This is a genomic window from Streptomyces sp. AK010, assembly GCF_014207295.1.
Taxonomy (GTDB): Bacteria; Actinomycetota; Actinomycetes; order Streptomycetales; family Streptomycetaceae; genus Streptomyces; species Streptomyces massasporeus.
Genome location: NZ_JACHCX010000003.1, coordinates 380,289 through 402,856 on the forward strand (window position 1 = coordinate 380,289; position 22,568 = coordinate 402,856).

The window sequence follows — 22,568 nt, forward strand, 5'->3', positions numbered from 1 at the left end:
GTTTTCGGGTGTCGTGTGCCAGGGACGGGTGGTGCCGGTCGGGAGAAGGCGGTACGAGGTGCGCCGGAGCTCAGCAGCCGCCCAGGCCACGCAACAGACGGGCGATCAGCCGGGCGTCCGGCAGCTGGCGCGCCCAGCGGCGCAGGTGGAACAGGGCGCGGCGGTCCTTGGGCGGCCAGATCCGCAGCGCGAACTTCTCCAGGAAGAGGGCCAGTTCCTCGTCGTCGTCGGCCGCCACCAGCCAGTCGCGCAGCAGTTGCCAGGCCTGTCCCGAGTGGGCCGGGTCGATCAACGCGCGCCGCCACAGCAGCAGGAGCGTCTCCTCGCGCCCCGGGGTCTCCATCGCCTGGTGCGCGAGCGTCGGCCGGGACGGCAGCTCGGGCCCGGCGGCCAGGGGGCCGAGGACCAGCAGGGTGCGGACGGCGTGGCGCGGCAGGTGCCCGTCGTCCGCACGGATCCACCGGCCGAGCGCCTCACCGACGGGTGCCGCTCCGCCCTCGGCGAGGTACAGCGCTGCGGTCGAGTAGGCGACGGACGCGTACGGGTCGAGCGCGGGCCGGCCACCCAGGTCCTGCAGGGCCCGCAGGGTGCCCGGCACGTCCTGGGTCCCCACCTGCGTCCCGTAGGCCCGCGCGGCGCTGTCCTGGAGCTGCGGGCGGGGGCTGCCGGACCAGTCCCGCACCTGGCGGGCGACCTGGGCCGTGAGCCGGGGGTCGTCGTCGGCCATTGCCACCGACAGCGCCATGGCGGCGTAGCGGCGGTCGCGCACCGACGGGCTGCGCGCCCAGTCCTTCACCACATCCCGGTACACACCGTCGAAGTCGTGCCGGAGCAACTGCCCGACGATCACGGCGGCCCGGGCGCCGATCCGCTCCAGACGGTCGTCCGCCAGGGCCCGCAGCCACGCGACCAGCGGATCGCGCAGCCAGCCGAAGCCGTGCCAGATCACCTCGACGACCGCCGGCATGAGCTCCGGGTCGGTGAGCCGGGCGCGGCGCGGGTTGTCCGTCAGGTAGGAGCCGGGCTCGGCGGCGATGCCCATGCCCGGAGCGACCAGACGGTCCAGGTCCAGTTCGAACACGGGCCGGGCGGGCGCCGACTCCCGGTACTCGGCGCGCAGCATCTCGGCGCTCAGCCGCGTGCCCATCCGCAGGACGTCGGACAGCGGCAAGTCGTGGCCGAGGACGTACGAGATCCGCACGGCCTGGTGGTGGGTCTCGGCCTCCGAGGCGGACGGTTCTCCCTCGGCGTCATGCGATTCCGACAGCTTGAGGAACCGCCTGACGAGGCTCCGTAAGTCCTCGTGAGGGGTGTCGAGGAGGACGTCCAGGGCGTCCTCGGGGCCGTGCAGGCACGCGACGACGTTCCGGGCGAAGGCCGTGATCCAGTCGATGGTGCGGGCGGCGTCGAGCTTGCCGCCCATCCGTGCGTCGTCCAGCACCGCGTCCGCGTACCGGCGGGTCCGTGCCCGGTCGCAGCGGTCGCGGTCCGTGCACCGGGCCCGGTGCTCCTCGAGCGCGGACCGCAGGTGCGCGTCCAGTACCTGCCGTGGCTCGGGACGTCGGTGCCGGAAGGCGTAGGGGGCCGTGAGATCGTCGTCGATCCGGGTGTCGTCGACGACCAGGACGACGTAGGCCCCGTGCTCGTGGGCGAGCAGACTGAGCGCCTTGAGCGTGCTCTGGCCCGGGCGCCGGCTGCCAAGACCGACCAGGACGCCCTCCCCGCGCTTCAGGCAGCGGCTGGCCTGGGCGACCAGGGCCTGCAGCAGATCGGCGTCCGCACTGTGCAGGACGGCGACACGGTCGCTGCCGCACCGGTCGGCCAGCAGGAAGGTGCCCGTGCCCTCCCGTCCGCTGCCCGGGGGGCCGACCAGCGTGACGAGGTGGTGGTCGCGCAGCGTTTCGGCCATCCGCTCCTGCTGCTCGACCGGGCGGTGCAACTGGTGCTGCCGTGCCGTTTCCGTGGCGTCGAGGCGTATCCGCTGGAGTTCGGCGCCCTTGGCCGTACCGACGTTCAGTGTGTAGGCGTTGCCGCCGAAGGACATGGCGTTGTTGAACGCCTCGTTGAAGGCGGCCGAGGACACGGTCTCGGCCCGGTACCGGTCCTCCGCGTCCCGTGCCTGCGGCCCGGACTTCCGGGACGGGGCGTCGTCCGGCGGGGAGCCGGCCGGCTCGCCGGGCTCTTCGGCGCTTCGGCCGTCGTCGTCCGGATTGTCGTCGTGCCGGTCGTCGTCGTACCGGTCGTGGTCGTGCCGGTCGTCGTCCGGACCGGCACCGGCCGGTTCGCTGGAGTCCGCCGGCGCGGTGGCGTCCGGTGCGGGCGGCTCCTCGTGGACGGGGGGTGTGGTGTCCGCTCTCGCCTCGGGGCCCGGGGCGCCGGGCGTGGGGGCGTCGTCGGTCGTGCTCATGGGCGTTCCTCGTCGTCTTCCTCGGGGCCGAAGTTGTACGTGTTCGCGGTGCCGCTACCGCCGAAGTTCGCCGAGCCGTGGTCGAAGCGCTCGATGTGGTACGTCGCTCCGCCGCCGTCGCCCTGGGGCCGGCGCGGGCGCCTGCGGCGCAGGTCGGGAACCGCCTTGTGGACCGCCTCGAAGAGCGGCGGGAAGTCGATGTGTTCCTGATGCGGCCGGAAGATCTCCCCCTGGTGGCGGGCCAGGTCACGGATGTCGTCCGGGAGTTCGGCCGCGTCGGGCAGATCCGCACCGTCGACCCGAACCGGAAGCACGGTGATGCCCCAGGCGAGGGCCAGGGCGATCTCCTTGCGGACCCAGTCCTCAGGGTCGTCGATGCAGCGGTGGCCGGCGCCGTCGGTCACCGCTGCCCACCCGTGGCCCATCACCGCGAGCAACAGGTCGCACTTGCGCAGGGCCCCCGTGATCTCGGCGGGGAAGTGCGCACCCTTCCGGATCGACCGCTGGTCCCGGAACACCTCTTGCTCGCCGAACTCCTGCCGCAGCGCGGTGTCGAGGTGCGGACCGGTCGCACCGGTGTCGGCACGACGGAAGTTGACGAATACACGGGGAGCCATGCTGTTCCTCGCTTCGTGGCAGGGCGCGCACCCGGCAGGTCCGGGTGGGCTGGGCGGATGCCGGGAGCGTGTGCTCCGCGGACGGGTTGGGGAACGGCGCCGTGGCAGCAGCGCCCACGGTGGGTAAAACCGACATTTTCAGCCGCCGTACGGGTGGTCAATGCGTTGCCTGTTGACACTTCCGGTGCCAACAGGACACAGGCGACCGGGGCGGCCGTCGGGTTCCGCCCGGGCGGCTGTCGCGGCCCGGGCGTGGTGGTGCGGGGGTCCTCAGGTCGTCCGGGCCCCGCGCAGGCTCGCGGTGATGACCGGCAGGATGTCCCGGACCGCGGGATGTTTCCGCCGGGTGGCCAGAGACGACCTCAGTTGCCGCAAGTCGGCCCGTACGGTGGCGGAGTCGGTGGTCCGCACGTCCTCGGCGACGGACCGGGCCACCGCGCAGGCCCGGTCGATCTCGTCGGCGTCCGCGAGGGCGAGGGCAAGCCGGGCGCCGTGGCGGGCACGGGCCCGCAGGGCGTGTGGGGCGATGGTGTCCTGGCCCGCATCGAGCAGGGCGACGGCGGCTTCGGACTCGCCCAGTTCCCGCAGGCACCACGCCGCGACGAAGGCGGCGAGGTCGGGGAGGTGGGTGCTGCCCAGGGCGGGGGCGTCGTCCGTCCGGGTCCGTGCGGATTCCACGAGTTCGGCACCGCGGTCCAGAGCGCGCCGGCACTGCGTCTCGCTGCCCATGAGCGCATACCCCTGGGCCTCGCGCTGCGCGGCGAGTTCCCTGGTCCGCAGGCCCCGGGCCTGCCGGCCGGCCGCCTCCGCGAGGTCCACGGTGGTCTGCGCGTCCCCCTGGTAGAGAGCGAGCTCGGCCCGGCGCAGCAGCGTGTACGCCGTCATCTCGTGATCACCGCACGACGCGGCCAGACGCGCCGCCTGCTCGGTCCACCAGCGGGCGGCCCGGTCGTCGCCCGCCTCCTGCCACATCCAGCCCGTGTACTCGGCGAAGCGTGCGGCGAGCCGGAGCACGGCGGCGCTGCAGGCGGGCGGGGCGCTGTGGGCGAGACCGCGCAGCGCCCCGGTGGCCGTGCTGCTCAGCGGGATCACGAGGGCGGGGCCGGAGCACTGGCCGAGCCGGCGGTACTCGTCGAAGACGGCGTGGAACACGGGGAGCGCGGCCTCCACCGAGACGGCCTCCCGGCCGCCCGGTGCGAGGGCCCAGTGCGCCAGTACGGCGGAGGAGTGGCCGTCCGCGAGAGCCTTGGGATCGCAGGCCGTGAAGGTGCTCTCGCCGGTGGCGGACACACTCAGCGACCAGGGCACGTCGTCGTCGCCGCGCGAGGCCGGGCGCTCCTCACGGGTTCGTGCCGCGGCGGGCAGCAGAGCGAGGAGTCGGCCGTCCGCGCACAGTTTGGCGTCGCAGGCACGGGCGAGCTCGACGCTGGGGTTGCGGTGGCCCCGTTCGATCTTGCTCAGGTGCGACCGCGTCGCATGGACGAGCCGTTCCATGTCGGTCAGCGACTTACCGGACTCGTTCCTTCGCCGGCGAAGTTCCTCACCGAACGTCGGGGCCTGTGTTGACATGGTGGCTCCCCCGCCTCGTGCCAGTCGACGCTCGAGTTTGACACACCTTGCAGCAAGATCATCTATTTAATGCAGATATGCAAAACCCGATGGTTCATGTGTTCTATGCTTGAAATCTCCGTTCGAATACTCGCGATGTCCGCAGGCATCCTGGACCCATGAGCAACCAGGAACGGCCCGTGCCCCGCCGCCCCCGCGTCCGTGCCCCCGAGCTGACCGGCAAGGGCGGCTGGCTGAACACGGGCGGGCAGCCCTACACCCTCGCCGACCTGCGGGGACGCATCGTCATCCTGGATTTCTGGACGTTCTGCTGTATCAACTGCCTGCACGTCCTCGACGAGCTGCGTGAGCTGGAGGAGAAGCACCGGGACACGGTCGTCGTAGTCGGGGTGCACTCGCCGAAGTTCGTGCACGAGGCGGAGCATCAGGCGGTCGTCGACGCCGTGGAGCGGTACGGGGTGGAGCACCCGGTGCTGGACGACCCGGAGCTCGCGACGTGGAAGCAGTACGCCGTGCGGGCCTGGCCGACGCTGGTCGTGATCGATCCCGAGGGGTACGTCGTCGCGCAGCACGCCGGTGAGGGGCATGTGCACGCCATCGAGCGGCTGGTCGGGGAGCTGGAGGCGGAGCACTCGGCGAAGGGGACCCTGCGGCGGGGCGACGGGCCGTACGTGGCGCCGACGGTGCTGCGGTTCCCGGGCAAGGCCCTGTCGCTGCCGTCCGGGAACTTCCTGGTGAGCGACACCACGCGGCATCAGCTGGTCGAACTCGCCGGGGACGGCGAGAGCGTGGTGCGCAGGGTCGGGTCGGGGGAGCGCGGCTTCACGGACGGGACCGGTGACACCGCCGCCTTCAGCGAACCGCAGGGACTCGCCCTGCTGGACGACGGCTCCGTCGTAGTCGCCGACACCGTCAATCACGCCCTGCGACGGCTGGACCTCGCCACCGGCGAGGTCACCACCCTCGCCGGTACGGGCCGGCAGTGGTGGCAGGGCTCTCCCACCTCGGGTCCGGCCCGCGAGGTCGACCTGTCCTCCCCGTGGGACGTCGCCTGGTGGCAGGGCAGGATCTGGATCGCCATGGCCGGTGTCCACCAGCTGTGGGCGTACGACCCGCAGGACGGGACGGTCGCGGTCACGGCCGGGACGACCAACGAGGGGCTCGTCGACGGGCCGGGCGCCGAGGCCTGGTTCGCGCAGCCGTCCGGGCTGACGGCCACACCCGAGCGGCTCTGGCTCGCCGACTCGGAGACGTCCGCCCTGCGCTGGGTCGAGCCGGACGGTTCCGTGCACACCGCCGTCGGCACCGGCCTGTTTGACTTCGGCCACCGCGACGGCGCCGCCGAACAGGCCCTGCTCCAGCACCCGCTGGGCGTCACGGCCCTGCCGGACGGTTCGGTCGCGGTCAGCGACACCTACAACCACGCCCTGCGGCGCTACGACCCGGCGACTGGCGAGGTGACGACCCTCGCCACGGACCTGCGCGAGGCCGGCGACGCGGTGCTCGCCGGCGACGACATCGTGGTCGTCGAGTCGGCCCGCCACCGTCTGACGCGGCTGCGGCTGCCGGAGGAGGCGGTGAAGGTGCCCGAGGCCGCTCACCGCACGCAGCGGGAGGCGACCGAAGTCGCGCCCGGGCAGCTCCGGTTGGACGTGATCTTCCAGGCCCCGGCGGGCCAGAAGCTGGACACCCGGTACGGCCCTTCGACCCGTCTGCTCGTCTCGTCCACGCCGCCGGAACTGCTGCGCGGCGGCGAGGGCGCGGGGACGGACCTGTCCCGCGCCCTCGAACTCGACCCCGCCGTACCGGAGGGTGTGCTGCATGTGTCCGCGATGGCCGCCTCGTGCGACGACGACCCGGACAACGAGTACCCGGCCTGCCATGTCCACCAGCAGGACTGGGGCGTGCCCGTCCGTCTCACCGAAGCGGGGACGGACCGGCTTCCGCTGGTGCTGGCCGGGATGGACGCCTGAGAAGCCCGGGCGTCACACGCCGTATCCGTCGCTGTAGCCGTCACGGCGGTGGCGGACCGCCGGGTCCTCGACGACACCGGGCGTCGTCGGGGGCACCACCACGCGCCGACGCCTGGCGATGCTGCTGAACGTGGTGACGCCGATCAGTCCGACGATCATCAGGATGATGCCGACGAGGTCGAGGTTGACCCCCTGCATGTCCCAGTCGGTCGCGAACGTGAGGATGGCTCCCACGGCGATGAGGATGATGCATCCGCCGAGGCCCATGTGTGTCGCCTCCCTGTACGGTCCGGTCGTTCCGGTCCCGGAACACCGGGTACCCCTGAAGGGAACACCCATGCGGTGACGGCCTGTTCTACCTCTCCAGGAACGCGGTCAGCGCGCCCGCGAGGAGGAACGGGTCGTCGGCGCCGCACAGTTCGCGCACGCTGTGCATCGACAGGATGGCCACGCCGATGTCGACGGTCCTGATGCCGTGCCGCGCGGCGGTGATCGGGCCGATCGTGGTGCCGCAGGGCATGGAGTTGTTGGAGACGAACGACTGGAAGGGCACGTCGGCCGCCTCGCAGGCCGCCGTGAACTCCGCACGGCCCGAACCGTCCGTGGCGTAGCGGTTGTTGACGTTGACCTTGAGGATCGGGCCGCCGTTGACGCGCGGGTGGTGCGTCGGGTCGTGCCGCTCCGCGTAGTTGGGGTGGACCGCGTGGCCCGTGTCGGAGGACAGACAGACGGTGCCGGCGAAGGCGCGGGCGCGGTCCTCGTAGGAGCCGCCACGGGCGTAGACCGAGCGTTCCAGCACGGTTCCGAGGAGCGGACCGTCCGCGCCGGTGTCCGACTGGGAACCGTTCTCCTCGTGGTCGAAGGCGGCCAGGACCGGGATGGAGGCCGGCTGCGACGAGGCGGAGGCGACGGCCGCGAGGGCGGCGGTGCCGGCGTGCACCGACAGCAGGTTGTCCATGCGCGGGCCGGCCAGCAGCTCGCGGTCGCGGCCCAGGTAGGCGGGCGGTTCCACCGAGTGCGTCATCAGGTCCCAGCCGGTGACCTCGCCCGCGGGGATGCCGGCCGTCTCCTCCAGGAAGGCGATCAGGTCGCCGTCGCGGACGTCGCGGCCGAGGCCCCAGACCGGCTGCATGTGCCGCTGCTTGTCGAGCTTGAGGCCGTCGGCCGTCACCGAGCGGTCGAGGTGGACGGCGAGCTGCGGCACGCGCAGCAGCGGCCGGTCCACGTTCACCAGGCGCGTCGAGCCGTCGCGCAGGGTCAGCCGGCCCGCGATGCCGAGATCGCGGTCCAGCCAGGAGTTGAGCAGCGGCCCGCCGTAGATCTCCACGGCCACCTGGCGCCAGCCGTGCGCCCCGGTGTCGGGGAGCGGCTTGACGCGCAGGTTGGGGGAGTCGGTGTGGGCGCCGACGATCCGGAACGGCGTGTGGGGTGCGGCGCCCTCCGGCACGTACCAGGCGACGATCGCGCCGCCGCGCAGCACGTACTTGCCGCCGCTCCCCGCGGCGGAAGCCGCTGATGTCACCGCGTCCCACGCGTCCGTCTCGGCGACCTGCCTGAAGCCGGCCTTCTCCAGTCGCTCGGCGGCGTTCGCCACGGCGTGGTACGGCGTGGGGCTCACCGCCAGGAAGGTCATGAGGTCGTCGGTGTGGCCGCGGTCGAAGCGGGCTGGTTCGGTCATGGGTTCACCTTAACGACGGACGAGGGCCCGTTCCCGGCGTAGGGGAACAGGCCCTCGAACAGAGGACGTGAGAGAGCTAGAACGCGGCCTCGTCCAGCTCCATCAGGTCCAGCTCGACGCCCTCGGCGACCTTGCGGGCCAGGGTGACGCCCGGCAGGACGGTCGCGGCGAAGAACTTCGCGGCGGCGATCTTGCCGGTGTAGAAGGCCTTGTCCTTGGCGGAGGCGGTCTCGAGCTTCTCGGCGGCGACGGAGGCGCCCTTGAGCAGCAGGTAGCCGACGACGACGTCACCGGAGGCCATCAGCAGGCGGGTGGTGTTGAGGCCCACCTTGTAGATGTTCTTGACGTCCTGCTCGGTGGCGGCGAGGTCGGTGAGCATCAGGCCGACGATGCCCTCCAGCTCGACGGCGGCCTTGGCGAGGTGCTCGCGGGCACCGGCCAGCTCCTCGCCGCCCGTGCCGAGCGCCAGGAACTTCTTGATGTCCTCGGCGAGGGAGTTCAGCGCGGCGCCCTGGTTGCGGACGATCTTCCGGAAGAAGAAGTCCTGGCCCTGGATCGCCGTGGTGCCCTCGTAGAGGGTGTCGATCTTGGAGTCCCGGATGTACTGCTCGATCGGGTACTCCTGCAGGAAGCCGGAGCCGCCGAAGGTCTGGAGCGACTGGGCGAGCTGCTCGTAGCCCTTCTCGGAGCCGTAGCCCTTGACGATGGGCAGGAGCAGGTCGTTCAGGGCCTCCAGGGCGGAGATGTCCTCGCCCGCGGCCTCCTTGATCTGGATCTCGTCCTGGACGGAGGCCGTGTAGAGCACCAGGGCGCGCATGCCCTCCGCGTACGCCTTCTGCGTCATGAGCGAGCGGCGCACGTCGGGGTGGTGGGTGACGGTGACCTTGGGCGCGGTCTTGTCCATGAAGTTCGCCAGGTCAGGGCCCTGGACGCGCTCCTTGGCGTACTCCAGCGCGTTCAGGTAGCCCGTCGACAGCGTGGAGATGGCCTTCGTGCCGACCATCATGCGGGCGAACTCGATGATGCGGAACATCTGGCGGATGCCGTCGTGCTTGTCGCCGATCAGCCAGCCCTTGGCGGGGTGCTGGTCGCCGAAGGTCATCTCGCAGGTGTTGGAGGCCTTGAGGCCCATCTTGTGCTCGACGTTCGTGGCGTAGACGCCGTTGCGCTCGCCCAGCTCGCCGGTCTCGAAGTCGAAGAGGTACTTCGGGACGAGGAAGAGGGACAGGCCCTTGGTGCCGGGGCCGGCGCCCTCGGGGCGGGCCAGCACGTAGTGGAGGATGTTCTCCGACATGTCGTGCTCACCGGACGTGATGAAGCGCTTCACGCCCTCGATGTGCCAGGAGCCGTCCTCCTGCTGCACGGCCTTGGTGCGGCCGGCGCCCACGTCGGAGCCCGCGTCGGGCTCGGTGAGCACCATCGTGGAGCCCCACTGCTTCTCCGTGGCGACCTTGGCTATGTGCTTCTGGACCTCGTTGCCCTCCTCGAAGAGGATGCCGGCGAACGCCGGGCCCGAGGAGTACATCCACACGGCCGGGTTGGCGCCCAGGATCAGCTCGGCGTAGGCCCAGATCAGGGAGCGGGGCGAGGTGGTGCCGCCGATCTCCTCGGGGAGGCCCAGGCGCCAGTACTCGGAGTCCATGAAGGCCTGGTAGCTCTTCTTGAAGGACGCGGGGACCGGCGCGGTGTTGGTCTCCGGGTCGAAGACCGGCGGGTTGCGGTCGGCGTCGATGAAGGAGTCCGCGAGCTCGTTCTCCGAGAGGCGGGTCAGCTCCTCGAGGATGCTCTTCGCGGTCTCGACGTCCATCTCCCCGAACGGACCGGTGCCGTACACCTTGTCACGCCCGAGTACCTCGAAGAGGTTGAACTCGATGTCGCGGAGATTCGACTTGTAGTGCCCCATGGCGACAGGCTCCCGGCTCCGTAGAGAGATCGGCGAGGCACTGGATCCTCGCGCTAGTTCACGTACCAACAAGTAGCTACGATGATGCTACCCGTCGGTAATAAGAAGCAACCCCGATCCGTCATCTGTGACAGGTCACACCGGAACGGTCAGTGCCGCGGTGTAGCCGTCCCCCGTGCTCCCCGTCATCGCCGCCAGCTGCCGGTCGTGGCCGTCACGGAAGATCCCGTCGTCCTCCAGCGAGAGGACGCTCAGGTTCCGCACGCTCGCGCCGTAGCCGTCGGTGGCGTAGACGGTGTCGCAGACGTCCTCTGGAAAGGCGAGCTGCGAGGTGTTCGTGATCGACGTGGCCGCGGTGGCGTCCGCCAGGCTGCCGTAGACCTCGAAGTGGACGTGCGGCCAGCGGCCCGGGTAGCAGCCGGGGAAGACGCTCCGGAAGGTGACCCGGCCCTCGTCGTCCGTCTCCTGCACGCCCCGCAGGTAGTTCTCGTCGGTGACGCCCTCGGAGTAGAGGGAGTAGGCGCCCTCCCGGTCGCAGTGCCAGAGGTAGACGGCGGCGCCCCGCTTCGGCGTCCCGCAGCCGGAGGCCGCGTCCACCACCGTGAGCGTGATCGTCAGGGGGACGCCGTCGGCCGCGCCGCCCGCGGAGTCGCCGAAGCTGCGGGTGATGTCGCTGCGGACGACCCCGCTCTCCTTCAGGACGTTCACGCCGTTCGAGCCGTCGCCGGGGTAGGGGCCGGCGGTCTCCTCCGGGATCTCCGCGCATCCCGCGGAAGAGGAGGAGGGGGCCGCCGGGGTCTCATGGTCCGAGGTGCAGCCCACCAGCGGGACCAGGCTCGCGCCCGCCATCAGCCGGATCATCCGCCGGCGGGCGAGGACGGGCAGGTCGTGGGAGAGGCCTCCGCCGTGCTCGGGCGGGCCCTCGTCGTGGCATCCGTTCATGACACGACGCTACGAGCCGCCGCCCCGGCGATCCACAGAGCGGGCGCTGTCGACTCGCTGTCGGTTTGCCGGGACCGGCGTACCGGCCCGCGGGCCCGCCCGCGCTCGGTACGCTTGCGCTCATGTACGGCTACGACCAGACAGCGGGCCCGCAAGGGCAGTACGCCCCTCCGCAGCAGCCGATGTCCGGCGGGTACGGGCAGCAGCCGCCGCTGTACCCCGAGCCGTCCCCGCCCTCCCTCACGGACGCGGTGCGCGCCTTCACCACCGGGCAGATGGCCGCCGAGGACTTCCAGCAGGTCTTCGCGACGTCGAAGGTCTACTGCCCGCGCGGCGACAACCCCGGCTTCCTGGCCCTGCACAACACCCAGCAGCCGGTGATCCCGATGTTCAGCACGCTCAAGGAGCTGCGCCGGTACGCGGGCAAGGAGTCCAAGTACTTCGTGATCACCGGCGCCGAGGTGCTGGACCTGCTGCCGACCGGCTACGGCTTCGTCCTCGACATGGAGGGCGAGCACCGCATGGTGTTCGACGCCAAGGCCGTGGAGCAGATGGTCGAGTTCGCGATGCGCCGGATGTACGGCGGCTGAGATCAGGCCGTAGTCACGTGGGCAGGCGCAGCGCCAGGCCGTCCAGGACGACCTCGAGGCCGTAGGCGAACTTGTCGTCGCGCAGTGTCGCGGGGTCGGAGGCCTGCGCGGAGGTCTCGGGCCCGGCGGCCGCCAGGTGGTCGCAGCAGGCCGAGGCCTGCTGGGCCGCGGGCAGCAGCCGGGCCACGAACTCCGTCTCGCTCTCGCCGGAGCGGGCGACCGTGGTGAGCCACGCGGCCTCGGTCGTGCTCATGCCGATGACGTACGAGAAGACGGCGTCGATCGCCCGGCTCGGCTCCGGGAATCCCGCGGCGGTGAACAGGGCCGCCAGCCGCTCCGAGAAGGTCATGTAGTTCGGTCCGAGGTAGGCGAGCCCGGCCTGCCCCAGGACCAGGGTCAGCCAGGGGTGCCGTAGCGCCGTCGTGCGGAAGGACCCGGCCGCCTCGGTGACGGCCGCGCGCCAGTCGGGGCCGCCGGCCTGCGGGACGTGGATCTCGGCGGCGACCTCGTCCACCGCGAGCTCCATCAGCTCGTCCTTCGTGGCGACGTGCCGGTACAACGAGGTCGCGCCGGCGTTCAGGCGGGCGCCGAGCTTGCGCATGCTGAGCGCCTCGATGCCCTCGGCGTCGAGCATCGCGATCGCCTCGCGCACGATCGCGTCCCGGCTGAGCGCGGGCTGGTCGGTCCGGCGCTGCTCGCGGGTCCATACGGACGGGATGGGGTTCTTGTCCTTCGTCCTGCTCATCCGGGTTCCTCCTGTCGAGCCTCTTCGTGCGAACAGCGTGCGCAGTCAGCGTACAGAACTCAAGCGTTGCGCACACTGTTCCTCTGTGCGTACAGTGTTCGCATCGAAGGAGCGGTGTTCGCGGGAGGGGAACGGAAATGGAAACTCGCAATCCACGCCGCTGGTGGATCCTGATCGTGCTGTGCCTCAGCACGCGGGTTTGGTCGTCGACAACATGGCGCTGACGGTCGCGGTGCCCGCGCTGACCGAGGACCTCGGGGCGAGCGCCCAGGACATGCAGTGGATCCTCGACTCCTACACCCTGGTCTTCGCCGGGCTGCTGCTGACCTCGCGAAGCCTCGGGGACCGCTTCGGGCGCCGGAAGGTGATGCTGATCGGGCTGCTGCTCTTCGGGGCGGCCTCGCTGGGGGCGGTGTTCTGCTCCACTCCGGGTGAGCTGATCGCGGTGCGGATCGCGATGGGTGTGGGCGGGGCGCTGATCATGCCCTCGACGCTGTCGATCCTGATCACCGTCTTCGACGAGGACGAGCGGCCCAAGGCGATGGCCGCGTGGGGCTCGGTGTCGATGCTGGGGCTGGTCGGCAGCCCGGTGCTCGGTGGCGTGCTCATCGACCACTTTGCCTGGCAGGCCATCTTCCTGATCAACGTCCCGATCGTCGGTCTCGCGCTGCTGGCCGGTGTGCTGCTGATGCCGGAGTCGAAGGCGCCGTGGCAGAAGCCGGACCCGCTGGGCGCGGTGCTGTCGGTGGTGGGCATGATGGCCCTGGTGTGGTGGATCATCGAGATCCCGCAGCACGGCGCGTTCGAAGGCCGCTCCCTCCTCGTCCTGGCCGTCGCGGTGGCCGCCCTGGCCGGCTACGTGACCTGGCAGAACGTGACCCCCTCGCCGATGGTCCCGCTGGTCCTCTTCAAGCACCGCAACTTCAGCGGGGGTTCGCTCTCCCTGGCGCTCGTCCAGATCGGCAACGCCGGCCTGCTGCTGGTGCTTACCCAGTACCTCCAGTTCGTGCTCGGCTGGTCCGCCGTCAAGGCCGGCCTGGCCTTCCTGCCGCTGGCCGTGGCGGCGCTGGCCGGCAACACGGCCGGGGCGCAGCTCGCCGTGAAGTTCGGCAACCGGTTCGTCATCCTCGGCGGGATGCTGCTGATGGCCGCCTCCTTCGGGCTGCTGACCACACTCACCGCCGACAGCGGGTTCACCGTCCCGGCCGTGGCGCTCGGGATCCTGGGGCTGGGGGCCGGTCTGGCCATGCCGGCCGCGGTGGCCGCGCTGATGGGCACCATCCCGGAGGACGAGGCGGGCGTCGGCTCGGCCCTCAACGACACCATCCAGCAGTCCGGCACCGCCCTCGGCATCGCGATCCTCGGCTCCCTGCTCTCCGGCGGCTACGCGGACGAGATGCCGGCCGGCGCCCCCGAGCAGGCCCGGGAGTCCATCGGCGGGGCGCTGGCGGTCGCCGGAGGCGACACGGGTCTGTTGCGGGCGGCCCGGGAGGCCTTCGCCGCCTCGATGTCGACGACCTTCACGATCAGCGCGCTCGGTGTCCTGGCCGCGGCGGTCGTGGCCACGCTGGTGATGCGGGACCGTGGGCCCGGGCCCGCCGGGGCGGAGAGCGAGGAGCGCGAGTTGGTCGCCTGACCTGCCCGGACATCCGAGGGCCGGCACCCCGCTGCGGGGTGCCGGCCTTCCGTCATGCCGGTCTTCCGTGGTTCGCTGCGCCGTCCCCCGGGGTCGGGAATGCCCTCCCGCTTTTCTCTGTTGGGGGTGGCAGAAAGTTCAACGCTCAACTAAACTGGGCGTACACGAGGAGGAACCGACATGCCTGCAGTGACCGTCGAGAACCCGTTGACGCTGCCCCGCGTGACCGCGCCTGCCGACGCCGTGGCACGTCCCGTGCTCGCCGTCACGACCGCTCCGAGCGGTTTCGAGGGTGAGGGCTTCCCGGTGCGCCGGGCGTTCGCGGGGATCAACTACCGCCACCTCGACCCGTTCATCATGATGGACCAGATGGGCGAGGTGGAGTACGCGCCGGGTGAGCCCAAGGGCACGCCCTGGCACCCGCACCGCGGCTTCGAGACCGTCACGTACATCATCGACGGCATCTTCGACCACCAGGACTCCAACGGCGGTGGCGGCACCATCACCAACGGGGACACCCAGTGGATGACCGCGGGCTCGGGCCTGCTGCACATCGAGGCCCCACCCGAGCATCTCGTCGTCTCCGGCGGTCTCTTCCACGGCCTCCAGCTGTGGGTGAACCTCCCGGCCAAGGACAAGATGATGGCCCCGCGCTACCAGGACATCCGCGGCGGGTCGGTCCAGCTGCTCACCACTCCCGACGGCGGCGCGCTGCTGCGGGTCATCGCCGGTGAGCTGGACGGACACGCGGGCCCCGGCATCACGCACACCCCGATCACGATGGTCCACGCGACCGTCGCCCCGGGTGCGGAGCTCACGCTGCCGTGGCGCGAGGACTTCAACGGGCTGGCGTACGTCCTGGCCGGCCGTGGCAGCGTCGGACCCGACCGCCGCCCGGTCCACATGGGCCAGACGGCCGTCTTCGGCGCGGGTTCCTCGCTGACCGTCCGCGCGGACGAGAAGCAGGACTCCCACACCCCGGACCTCGAGGTCGTCCTGCTCGGCGGACAGCCCATCCGTGAACCCATGGCCCACTACGGTCCGTTCGTCATGAACACCAAGGACGAACTCATGCAGGCCTTCGAGGACTTCCAGAAGGGCCGCCTGGGCACGGTCCCGGCGGTGCACGGAATGACCGCGAGCGGTCCGCAGGGTTGACGAGAGATCAGGGAGTCTCCTCCCCCGAGTGGACCCGCATGTCCCGGCCCGCCATGTAGTTGGTACCGCCCGAGACCTTCGCACTCTGCTGGATGAGGGTCTCGACGCGGACCCGGGCCCGGTCGTCCACTTCAGGCAGGAGGCTCTCCTGGACCAGGCTCCGGAGGTCTTCGGCGAGCGAAGGGTTCTGCTCGATGAGCGCGTGCAGGCGGAGTCGCCACAAACCGGTCAGTGACTCCTCCATCTCCGGATCGGAATCAGTCCGCGCACGCACGACATTGGTGCGCAGCGTGGCGAGTTCATTCGGAATGCGATCCGGATCGATCACTTCACCTTCCGTGGCACGCGCGCGCTTCCACAGATCGGCGATGGAAGCTGCCGTACGTTGCCACGCATCGGTGGCCATTGCCGAAACCAGCGCTGTCCCCGCGGCCAGGACGATGGGGTCCACAGATCACCTCCGGTCGTCGAAGGTTCATACCCTAGGCGGTATTCGGCTTTCCGCGTAGAGGGCGGGATGTGACGGTGTGCTTCCCATTTTTCGCAGGGGGCTCGTGAGTTGTCCGTCGTCACTCTTCTTCAGGGGTTGACGGCCCCTACTTTTGAGCCAAACGGCGTGCTAGCCTAACCCTCTTGTCGCTCCTGACCTCCCATGGCGAGGACTGCTGCAGTGGTCGACGATGTCCATGACAGTGCTCATTACGAAGCAGAGCAGCACATAGAAGTAAGTGGGCATGCCGTCAGCTTTTCGGCCGGCCGGGACATTTCCTTATTCAGCCCACCGCAGTCACACGCGAGTGCACACCGGCCGGGCCGCAGTTCCGTCGGAATTCCTGAATCGCGCCGCGGGGGACTGAAACTGCACGGGCGCCACTCCATTACCCGATACCTCACCAGTTGTTTACCGGGACATGAGGTACTTGCAGAACCGGGGCAGCGGTCGGGGAGTGTGCACATCCTCTACGGACTCGGCGGTTGCGGAAAGACGGAAATCGCCTGGGAGGTCAGTCAGGCCGCTCTGTCGTCGGGCATCCGCGTCTGGTGGATACACGCGGGCGGCCAGGCATCCATCGGCGGCGGTATGCGCGAGATCGCGAGCCAACTGGGAGCGCCCCCGCCCCGGGTGGACGAGGCCTGGGCCGGCCGGGCCAGTGCCACGGACCTGGTTTGGCAGTTGCTGAACGACGCGCCGGTGCCCTGGCTGCTCGTCCTGGACAACGCGGATTGGCCGGAGTACCTCGCCGACCACGACCGGGACATCGCCAGCGGAGTGGGCTGGCTCAGGTATCCGCAGACGCCGCGTGGCATGGTCGTCGTGACCTCGCGGGTCGGCGAGACGTCCGTGTGGGGCCCCTGGTCGTCCAAGCACCGCATCGGTGCCCTCAGGCCGGCGGACGGTGCGCGCATCCTGCTCGACTACGCGGGGAAAAGCGGGACGGTGTCGCACGAGGAACTGTCCGACGCAGGCGAGTTGTCACGCAGGCTGGGTGGTCTTCCCCTGGCTCTCAGGGCGGCGGGAGCGTATCTGCGAAAGGTGAACCACGGGCCGGTCTTCCGCGGTGGAAAGGCGATCCGGAGCATTCGGGATTACCACGACGTCCTGGTTCACCGGTTCGACGAGGTGAGACCCCACGTGGACCAGCACAAGCTCACCGAGGAGCTGGAGTTGTGCGCGGTCCACAACACCTGCGAGATGTCGCTGACGCTCCTCGCCGAGCGGGGGCTCGCCGACGCGCGGCCGCTGCTGGGTGTCCTGGCGCTGATGGCGGCTCGGCCCATTCCCTACGGTGCGGTACTCAATTGCGAGGTCCTGTCTGCCTCGCCGCTGTTCGGCCGGATCTCGGAGAGCCGGATCCGGCTGCTCATCGACGCACTCGACGGCCTCACTCTCATCAACCTCGGAAGGAACGCGTCCGCTGGAGCGACGTACGGGTACACGCTGACCCTTCACCCACTGATCAGGGACGTCGTCCTGGAGAACCAGAAGCGTCCGGACGCGGTGGAACTTCGCCGGTTGATGATCGATCTGCTCGCCGACGCCGTGCGGGATCTGGATCCGGACGACCCGGACTGCTGGACCGGGTGGATCGTGGTCGCGCCGCACTGCGCCGCCCCCGTGCTGGATTACGTCCGGTGGTGTGCGAACGAACGGAGCCACGAGGACACCAGGGTTCCCATCGCCTTCGACGTGATCCGGAAGGTCAGCAGGTTCCTTCTGGCCCGGAGCCTGCCGCGACAGGCGCAGCTCTTCGTCGAGGACTGTCTGGAAAGCCTTCCCTCCGAGTGGCGGACCCGGAGTGACGTGGTGGCCGTCCGGCACGAGTACGGCCGGTGCCTTCTCGAGCAGGGCCGCCTGCGTGAGGCGGAGGAGGAACTCGCCTGGGTCCTTGGCCAGCGCACCCTGAACCTGGGCGGCGACCATCCGTACACCATGGCGACCAGGCACAAACTCGCCCGCTGCATGCTCGAACAGCGGCAGTGGGAGAAGGCCGAGGCTAACCTGCGCGAAATCCTGGCCTACGAGCGCGGCAGGGATCCCGATGGTCTCGACACCCTGACGGTCTGGCACAGCTTGGTGCGGGCCTTGGTGGGGCAGGGGCACCTGCGGCTGGCGGAGGCGTCGCGGGAGATCGGGGCGGTCTTCGAGGCGTGGCAGAGGCGATCGCATCCGCACCCGGAGAGTCTCTACGCCCGCATCACGGCTGCCAGGATCATGCTCCTCAAGGACGAGCCGGGGGACGCTCTGGAGGAGATCACGGAGCTGCTGAGCGAGTACACCAGCAAGGACTGGACCACCAGGACCGAGGCCGCCGAGGCACGGCGCCTGCGAGGCCAGTGCCTGTGCGCCCTCGGCCGGACGGAGGAGGGACTACGCGATTTTCAGGAGGTCGTCGTATGGCAGCAGCTGAATTTGGGGCCGGAGCACGCTGAGACGACCGCCACCAGGGGGCTGCTCGCAGAATGGGGTTAGTCATATCTTGTTAAGAAATGCCTTATTTGTTGAGGTAAGCTCCGCACACTGGAACAACGTCAGGTGCGGACCGGGTGCAGCACGCGAAGGGGCGTGATGGACGAGATTCATGTGGTGGACGCCTTCACCGACGTGGCGTTTAAGGGAAACCCTGCCGCGGTGGTGCTCATGCCGGAGGAGCGGCCGCCGTCCTGGATGCAGAGTGTCGCCACCGAGATGCGGCATTCCGAGACGGCCTTCGTGGTCGTCGGTGACCGCCAGCGCCGAATGGGCTATCCCCTGCGGTGGTTCACACCGGTGGCGGAGGTCGACCTCTGTGGCCACGCCACGCTGGCCGCCGCTCATGTGCTGGGCGGCAGGAGCGAGTTCATCACTCGCCGGAGCGGTCGCCTCAGCTGTGTCGCCGAAGGCGGCTGGGTCGACATGGACTTCCCCGCGGACGTCCTCGATGCGGTGCCGACGTCGGGAGAACTGTCGAAACCCTTCGGTGATGTGACCGTCGAGGCCGCGGCGCGGGGCAGGGACGACCTTCTTGTCCAGGTTCCGCACGAGAGGGAAGTCAGGGGGCTGAAGCCGGATTTCGCCGGCATCGCGGCTCTGTCCCGCGACCTTTCCGTACGCGGTGTCATCGTCACCGCGCGGCAGAGCGAACGCGCGTTCGTCAGTCGCTGTTTCTATCCGGAGGTTGGAGTTCCGGAAGATCCCGTCACGGGTTCTGCTCACTGCACACTGGCCACGTGGTGGTCACCCCTCCTCGGTGCCACCGAGATGATGGCCGAACAGGCCTCGCGGAGAGGTGGCCGGATCCGCCTGCGCCTTACGGACAATCGGGTCCATCTCGGCGGTCAAGCCGTAGGCGTACTTCGCGGTGAGCTTCTCGTCTAGTGTTCCGGCATTCGGTTTCTGCAATATGCGATCTTGTTCTAGTCTGGCCCAATGAACGCTAGTACAAGCGGCGTTGAGCTCGCTCTCGACGTGCCGCTCAACGCCGTGGGCTCCGTCGCACCGCCTGACAGTGTGAAAGCACTGGTCAAGGAGTTCACGCTGGCCCTTGAAGCGGAGATGATCGAATTCCGCAGGGATCTCCACCGGCACCCCGAGGTGTCGAATGAGGAATTCCGTACCACTCAAAAGGTCGCCGAGCGGCTGGAAAAGGCCGGACTGGAACCCCGATTGATGCCGGGGGCCACCGGTTTGGTGTGCGACATCCCGGGCCTGGACCCGGGCGCTCCGTTGCTGGCGCTGAGGGCGGATCTCGACGCCCTTCCGGTGACAGATGAGAAAGCAGTTCCGTACCGGTCGACGGTGCCGGGATTCTGCCACGCGTGTGGCCATGATGTGCACACGGCTGGTGTGCTCGGAGCCGGTCTGGGACTGGCGCAGCTGTCGAAGACACATGGCCTTCCCACACCTGTGCGGCTCGTTTTCCAGCCCGCCGAGGAGAAGATCGCCGGCGCTCAGTACATGATGCGGCACGGAGTCCTGAAGGACGTGGGCCGCATTCTCGCTCTGCACTGCGACCCCAAGATCGACGTGGGTCGTGTCGGGCTCAAGACAGGGCCGTTGACCTCGGCATGCGACCTCGTCAAGCTGACGGTGAAGGCGGGAGCGGGAGCCGGTGACGGGACCATGCCGCCCAACGTGGTCCATGCTGTGGCCGCGCTGACCGTCGGTGTTCCCACCGCCGTGAGTCAGTGGATGCCCATGGGCTCAGGCGTCTCCATTGTCTGGGGCCATGTGGAGGCGAACACCGGCACGGAGTCGACCGGAGCGCTCACCCCGGAAACCGGCTTTATGCAGTGCACGATCCGCTGTATCGACGAGCGCGCATGGACGCTGGTCGAGGACCTCTTCCGGCAGGCCGTCGAGAACATCGCCGCCTTGCACGGAGTGACGCCCGACCTCGAATATACCCGGGGCATTCCTCCGGTCGTCAACGAGGCCACCAGTATCGCGCTGTTCCGGAGGGCGGCCGAGGAAGCTCTGGGGAAGGACGGCGCGACGTACACCGAGCAGAGTCTCGGTGGGGAGGACTTCGCCTGGTTCGTGCGAGAGGTGCCCGGAGCCATGGCCCGCCTGGGGGTTCGGACGCCAGGGGCCGAGCGGACACTCGACCTGCACCAAGGGCTGTTCGACGTGGACGAGCGGGCCATCGGAGTCGCCATGCGGCTCCTGTCCGCAGCCGCGCTGCTGAACTGATCGAACCCACGCTCGAAGATCGGACGCCACAACGGGGGACCACGGGGGGAACATGAGCGAGCGTCAACTGACAGCAGCGGCCGACCTTTCCTACGACGCGCTGATCGGGCTGATCAAAGGCGATCTCGACCTGATCTGGTGCCGGGGGTACTCGCCGCCCGGCGTCTACGAGGCGGCCGGCCCGCGTATCGAGGCCGCCTGCGAGGCGTCGACCTACACTCTCACGCCTGATTTTCAGTGCGTCGGCGTCTCCATCGGCGAGGCGAATGAGAGCCGTGAGAAGGCCGAACAGTATGTGGCCGAGGGAGCAGCGACCACGAGGTTCATCAGAGAGTCGCTGTTCGCCGGGGTCGGGTCTCCGGTCGACAGGTTGCTGTCACAGCTGGACGCACTGTGGCCGCCCGGCGCGGAGGTGGCCCTGACGAGGGCCGGCGGCCCGGCCCTGCTCAACGTGATCAGACGGTGGCGGTCGGGTGGACAGGCGAACCCTCATATCGACCAGCGCAACTCGGACGTACTCGGCGGCTATGCGTTCACCAAGAGACTCGGCGTGAACGTGTACCTCGAAGTGCCTCCGGAGGACGGCGGCGGTGAGCTGGAACTGTGGGACACGGTCGTCGACGATGAAGTCCAGTACAGGGAACAGCGCCGCCATGACTACGGCCTGGACCGTGCACGACTGACCGCCCCGGACTGGACGATCCGTCCCGGCAGCGGTGATCTGCTCATCTTCGATGCTGCCCGCGTGCACGGCGTGCGGCGCCTTACGAAGGGACAGCGTGTGGCCATGGCATGTTTCCTCGGAGTGCGCGGTGCCGACGACTCATTGGCCGTCTTCGCCTGACGGATGACGTGCTTTCCTTGCCCCGGATGACGGGCAGGGTCGGCACGGCCTCACTCGTCCGGCTGGTTCCGGCAGGCCCGCTCAGGCGTGGGATGTTCGATTGGGTGAGTGCAGGACACCAAGCCGCTGCTCCCCGAGACCCTCCGGCGTTTCGCCGCCTGGTGTGCCGTACTGCTGCTCGCCGCCGGGGTCGTCTACGTCGGCATCCGGCTGCTCGTGGAGTTCCGGACCGCCGTCGTGCCCGTGCTGCTCGCGCTGCTCGGGACGGCGCTGCTCGGGCCGCTGCACCGGCGGCTCGTGAAGGCCGGGGTGCACCGGTCGGTCGCGGCCGGACTCACCTGTGTCGCGGTGGTCGCCGTGGTCGGCGGGGCCGTGTACATCGTGGTCGCCGCGCTCATCGACACCGGCGACGAGATCGTCGCCTCGCTCAAGCAGGCCGCCCGTGGGGTCTCCGAGCACTTCGGAGCGGCCGGCACCTCACTGGACGACCTCGCCTCCAACGCCCGGGAACTGCTGGGCAAGTTCGGCGGTACGGCCGCCTCCGGCGTGATCAGCGGCGTGAGCGTGGTCGGCGAGTCCGTCGCCATGGCCGTCCTGGCGCTGCTGCTCGTCTTCTTCTTCCTGCGCGACTCCGACAAGGCCGCCGGGACGCTGCGGTCCCTGTCGCCCCGCGGGTCGGCCGACACCCTGGAGGCCATGGCGCGGCGGGCGCTGAGGGCCGTCGAGGGGTTCATGCGCGGCACCACCCTCATCGCCCTCATCGACGCACTGCTCATCACCGTGGGCCTGCTCGTCCTCGACGTGCCCGGAGCGGCCGGACTGGGCGCACTGGTCTTCGTCGGGGCGTACATCCCCTACCTCGGCGCCTTCATCTCGGGCGCCCTGGCCGTCCTGGTCGCCCTCGCCGACCGGGGGTTCGTCATCGCGCTGTGGGCGCTCGGCGTGGTCCTGGCGGTGCAGGTGCTGGAGGGGCACGTCCTCCAGCCGATGATCCAGAGCCGGACCGTGCAGATGCACCCGGCGGTGGTGATGGTGACGATCACGGCCGGGGCCTCCGTCGCCGGAGTGCTCGGCATGCTCCTCGCGGTCCCCCTCACCGCGGCGGCCTTCGGCATCGTCCAGGAACTGCGCACCCGTTACGGCGACCAGGAGCCGTCGCCGGCACCGGAACCGTGACCGGTCAAGCGGCCAGGAGCCACCGTGCGCCCTGCGCCGTCCGCTGTGCGTCGAGACCGCTACGGCGACCAGGAGCCGTCGCCGGCACCGGAACCGTGACCGGTCAAGCGGCCAGGAGCCACCGTGCGCCCTGCGCCGTCCGCTGTGCGTCGAGACCCGC

Annotated in this window: 17 protein-coding genes and 1 pseudogene; 9 read left to right on the forward strand and 9 right to left on the reverse strand. The window is 69.8% G+C overall.

What is annotated here, in order from left to right; genetic code table 11:
- Positions 1-70: 70 nt before the first annotated feature.
- The 3 genes from HDC93_RS07965 to HDC93_RS07975 all read right to left on the reverse strand — a co-directional run bounded on the left by HDC93_RS07965 (position 71) and on the right by HDC93_RS07975 (position 4,593).
- Complete coding sequence (locus HDC93_RS07965; protein ID WP_185008552.1) at positions 71-2,407, reverse strand: hypothetical protein; 2,337 nt, start codon at positions 2,405-2,407, stop codon at positions 71-73.
- Positions 2,404-3,024 (reverse strand): toll/interleukin-1 receptor domain-containing protein, encoded by a 621-nt coding sequence (locus HDC93_RS07970; RefSeq protein WP_185008555.1) that lies wholly within the window; start codon positions 3,022-3,024, stop codon positions 2,404-2,406. Before HDC93_RS07970 ends, HDC93_RS07965 begins: the two co-directional genes overlap by 4 nt.
- A gap of 270 nt (positions 3,025-3,294) precedes the next feature.
- The gene (locus HDC93_RS07975; protein WP_185008557.1) at positions 3,295-4,593 is read right to left on the reverse strand and encodes a helix-turn-helix transcriptional regulator; all 1,299 of its coding nucleotides are present in this window, start codon (positions 4,591-4,593) and stop codon (positions 3,295-3,297) included.
- Positions 4,594-4,751: 158 nt separating this feature from the next.
- Between HDC93_RS07975 and HDC93_RS07980 the strand changes: the two genes are divergently transcribed.
- Entirely contained in the window at positions 4,752-6,566 is a 1,815-nt protein-coding gene (locus tag HDC93_RS07980) for a thioredoxin-like domain-containing protein (protein WP_185008559.1), read from the forward strand.
- A 12-nt stretch (positions 6,567-6,578) separates the two neighbouring features.
- On the opposite strand, the gene HDC93_RS07985 is transcribed toward HDC93_RS07980, so the two are convergent.
- The 4 genes from HDC93_RS07985 to HDC93_RS08000 form a co-directional block, all read right to left on the reverse strand.
- Complete coding sequence (locus HDC93_RS07985; RefSeq protein WP_185008562.1) at positions 6,579-6,833, reverse strand: DUF6458 family protein; 255 nt, start codon at positions 6,831-6,833, stop codon at positions 6,579-6,581.
- Between the two features lie 88 nt (positions 6,834-6,921).
- Positions 6,922-8,244, reverse strand: coding sequence for a M18 family aminopeptidase (locus tag HDC93_RS07990; protein WP_185008564.1), 1,323 nt, complete (start codon positions 8,242-8,244; stop codon positions 6,922-6,924).
- A gap of 76 nt (positions 8,245-8,320) precedes the next feature.
- The gene (locus HDC93_RS07995) at positions 8,321-10,147 is read right to left on the reverse strand and encodes an acyl-CoA dehydrogenase (RefSeq protein ID WP_185008566.1); all 1,827 of its coding nucleotides are present in this window, start codon (positions 10,145-10,147) and stop codon (positions 8,321-8,323) included.
- A gap of 135 nt (positions 10,148-10,282) precedes the next feature.
- On the reverse strand, positions 10,283-11,089 hold the full coding sequence (locus tag HDC93_RS08000) for an intradiol ring-cleavage dioxygenase (RefSeq protein ID WP_185008568.1): 807 nt from the start codon (positions 11,087-11,089) through the stop codon (positions 10,283-10,285).
- Between the two features lie 122 nt (positions 11,090-11,211).
- On the opposite strand from HDC93_RS08000, the gene HDC93_RS08005 reads away from it, so the two are divergent.
- On the forward strand, positions 11,212-11,679 hold the full coding sequence (locus HDC93_RS08005; RefSeq protein WP_053670262.1) for an SseB family protein: 468 nt from the start codon (positions 11,212-11,214) through the stop codon (positions 11,677-11,679).
- A 13-nt stretch (positions 11,680-11,692) separates the two neighbouring features.
- Here the strand turns inward: HDC93_RS08005 and HDC93_RS08010 are convergent, their stop codons facing one another.
- On the reverse strand, positions 11,693-12,424 hold the full coding sequence (locus HDC93_RS08010) for a TetR/AcrR family transcriptional regulator (protein ID WP_185008570.1): 732 nt from the start codon (positions 12,422-12,424) through the stop codon (positions 11,693-11,695).
- Positions 12,425-12,561: 137 nt separating this feature from the next.
- Here HDC93_RS08010 and HDC93_RS08015 point away from each other — a divergent pair.
- Both HDC93_RS08015 and HDC93_RS08020 read left to right on the forward strand, forming a co-directional pair.
- Positions 12,562-14,060 (forward strand): annotated as a pseudogene (locus tag HDC93_RS08015) (MFS transporter).
- Positions 14,061-14,240: 180 nt separating this feature from the next.
- Complete coding sequence (locus HDC93_RS08020; RefSeq protein WP_185008571.1) at positions 14,241-15,218, forward strand: pirin family protein; 978 nt, start codon at positions 14,241-14,243, stop codon at positions 15,216-15,218.
- Between the two features lie 7 nt (positions 15,219-15,225).
- Here HDC93_RS08020 and HDC93_RS08025 read toward each other — a convergent pair whose 3' ends face one another.
- Entirely contained in the window at positions 15,226-15,669 is a 444-nt protein-coding gene (locus HDC93_RS08025; protein WP_185008573.1) for a hypothetical protein, read from the reverse strand.
- Between the two features lie 498 nt (positions 15,670-16,167).
- Between HDC93_RS08025 and HDC93_RS08030 the strand changes: the two genes are divergently transcribed.
- From HDC93_RS08030 to HDC93_RS08050, 5 genes are all read left to right on the forward strand, one after another.
- Complete coding sequence (locus HDC93_RS08030) at positions 16,168-18,189, forward strand: tetratricopeptide repeat protein (protein ID WP_185008576.1); 2,022 nt, start codon at positions 16,168-16,170, stop codon at positions 18,187-18,189.
- Positions 18,190-18,285: 96 nt separating this feature from the next.
- A complete protein-coding gene (locus HDC93_RS08035; RefSeq protein WP_185008578.1) occupies positions 18,286-19,074 on the forward strand; it encodes a PhzF family phenazine biosynthesis protein in 789 nt (262 codons plus the stop codon).
- A gap of 51 nt (positions 19,075-19,125) precedes the next feature.
- The gene (locus tag HDC93_RS08040; RefSeq protein WP_185008580.1) at positions 19,126-20,388 is read left to right on the forward strand and encodes an amidohydrolase; all 1,263 of its coding nucleotides are present in this window, start codon (positions 19,126-19,128) and stop codon (positions 20,386-20,388) included.
- Between the two features lie 52 nt (positions 20,389-20,440).
- The gene (locus HDC93_RS08045) at positions 20,441-21,232 is read left to right on the forward strand and encodes a 2OG-Fe(II) oxygenase (RefSeq protein ID WP_185008582.1); all 792 of its coding nucleotides are present in this window, start codon (positions 20,441-20,443) and stop codon (positions 21,230-21,232) included.
- A 108-nt stretch (positions 21,233-21,340) separates the two neighbouring features.
- Positions 21,341-22,408 (forward strand): AI-2E family transporter, encoded by a 1,068-nt coding sequence (locus HDC93_RS08050; RefSeq protein WP_185008584.1) that lies wholly within the window; start codon positions 21,341-21,343, stop codon positions 22,406-22,408.
- Positions 22,409-22,568: the final 160 nt, after the last annotated feature.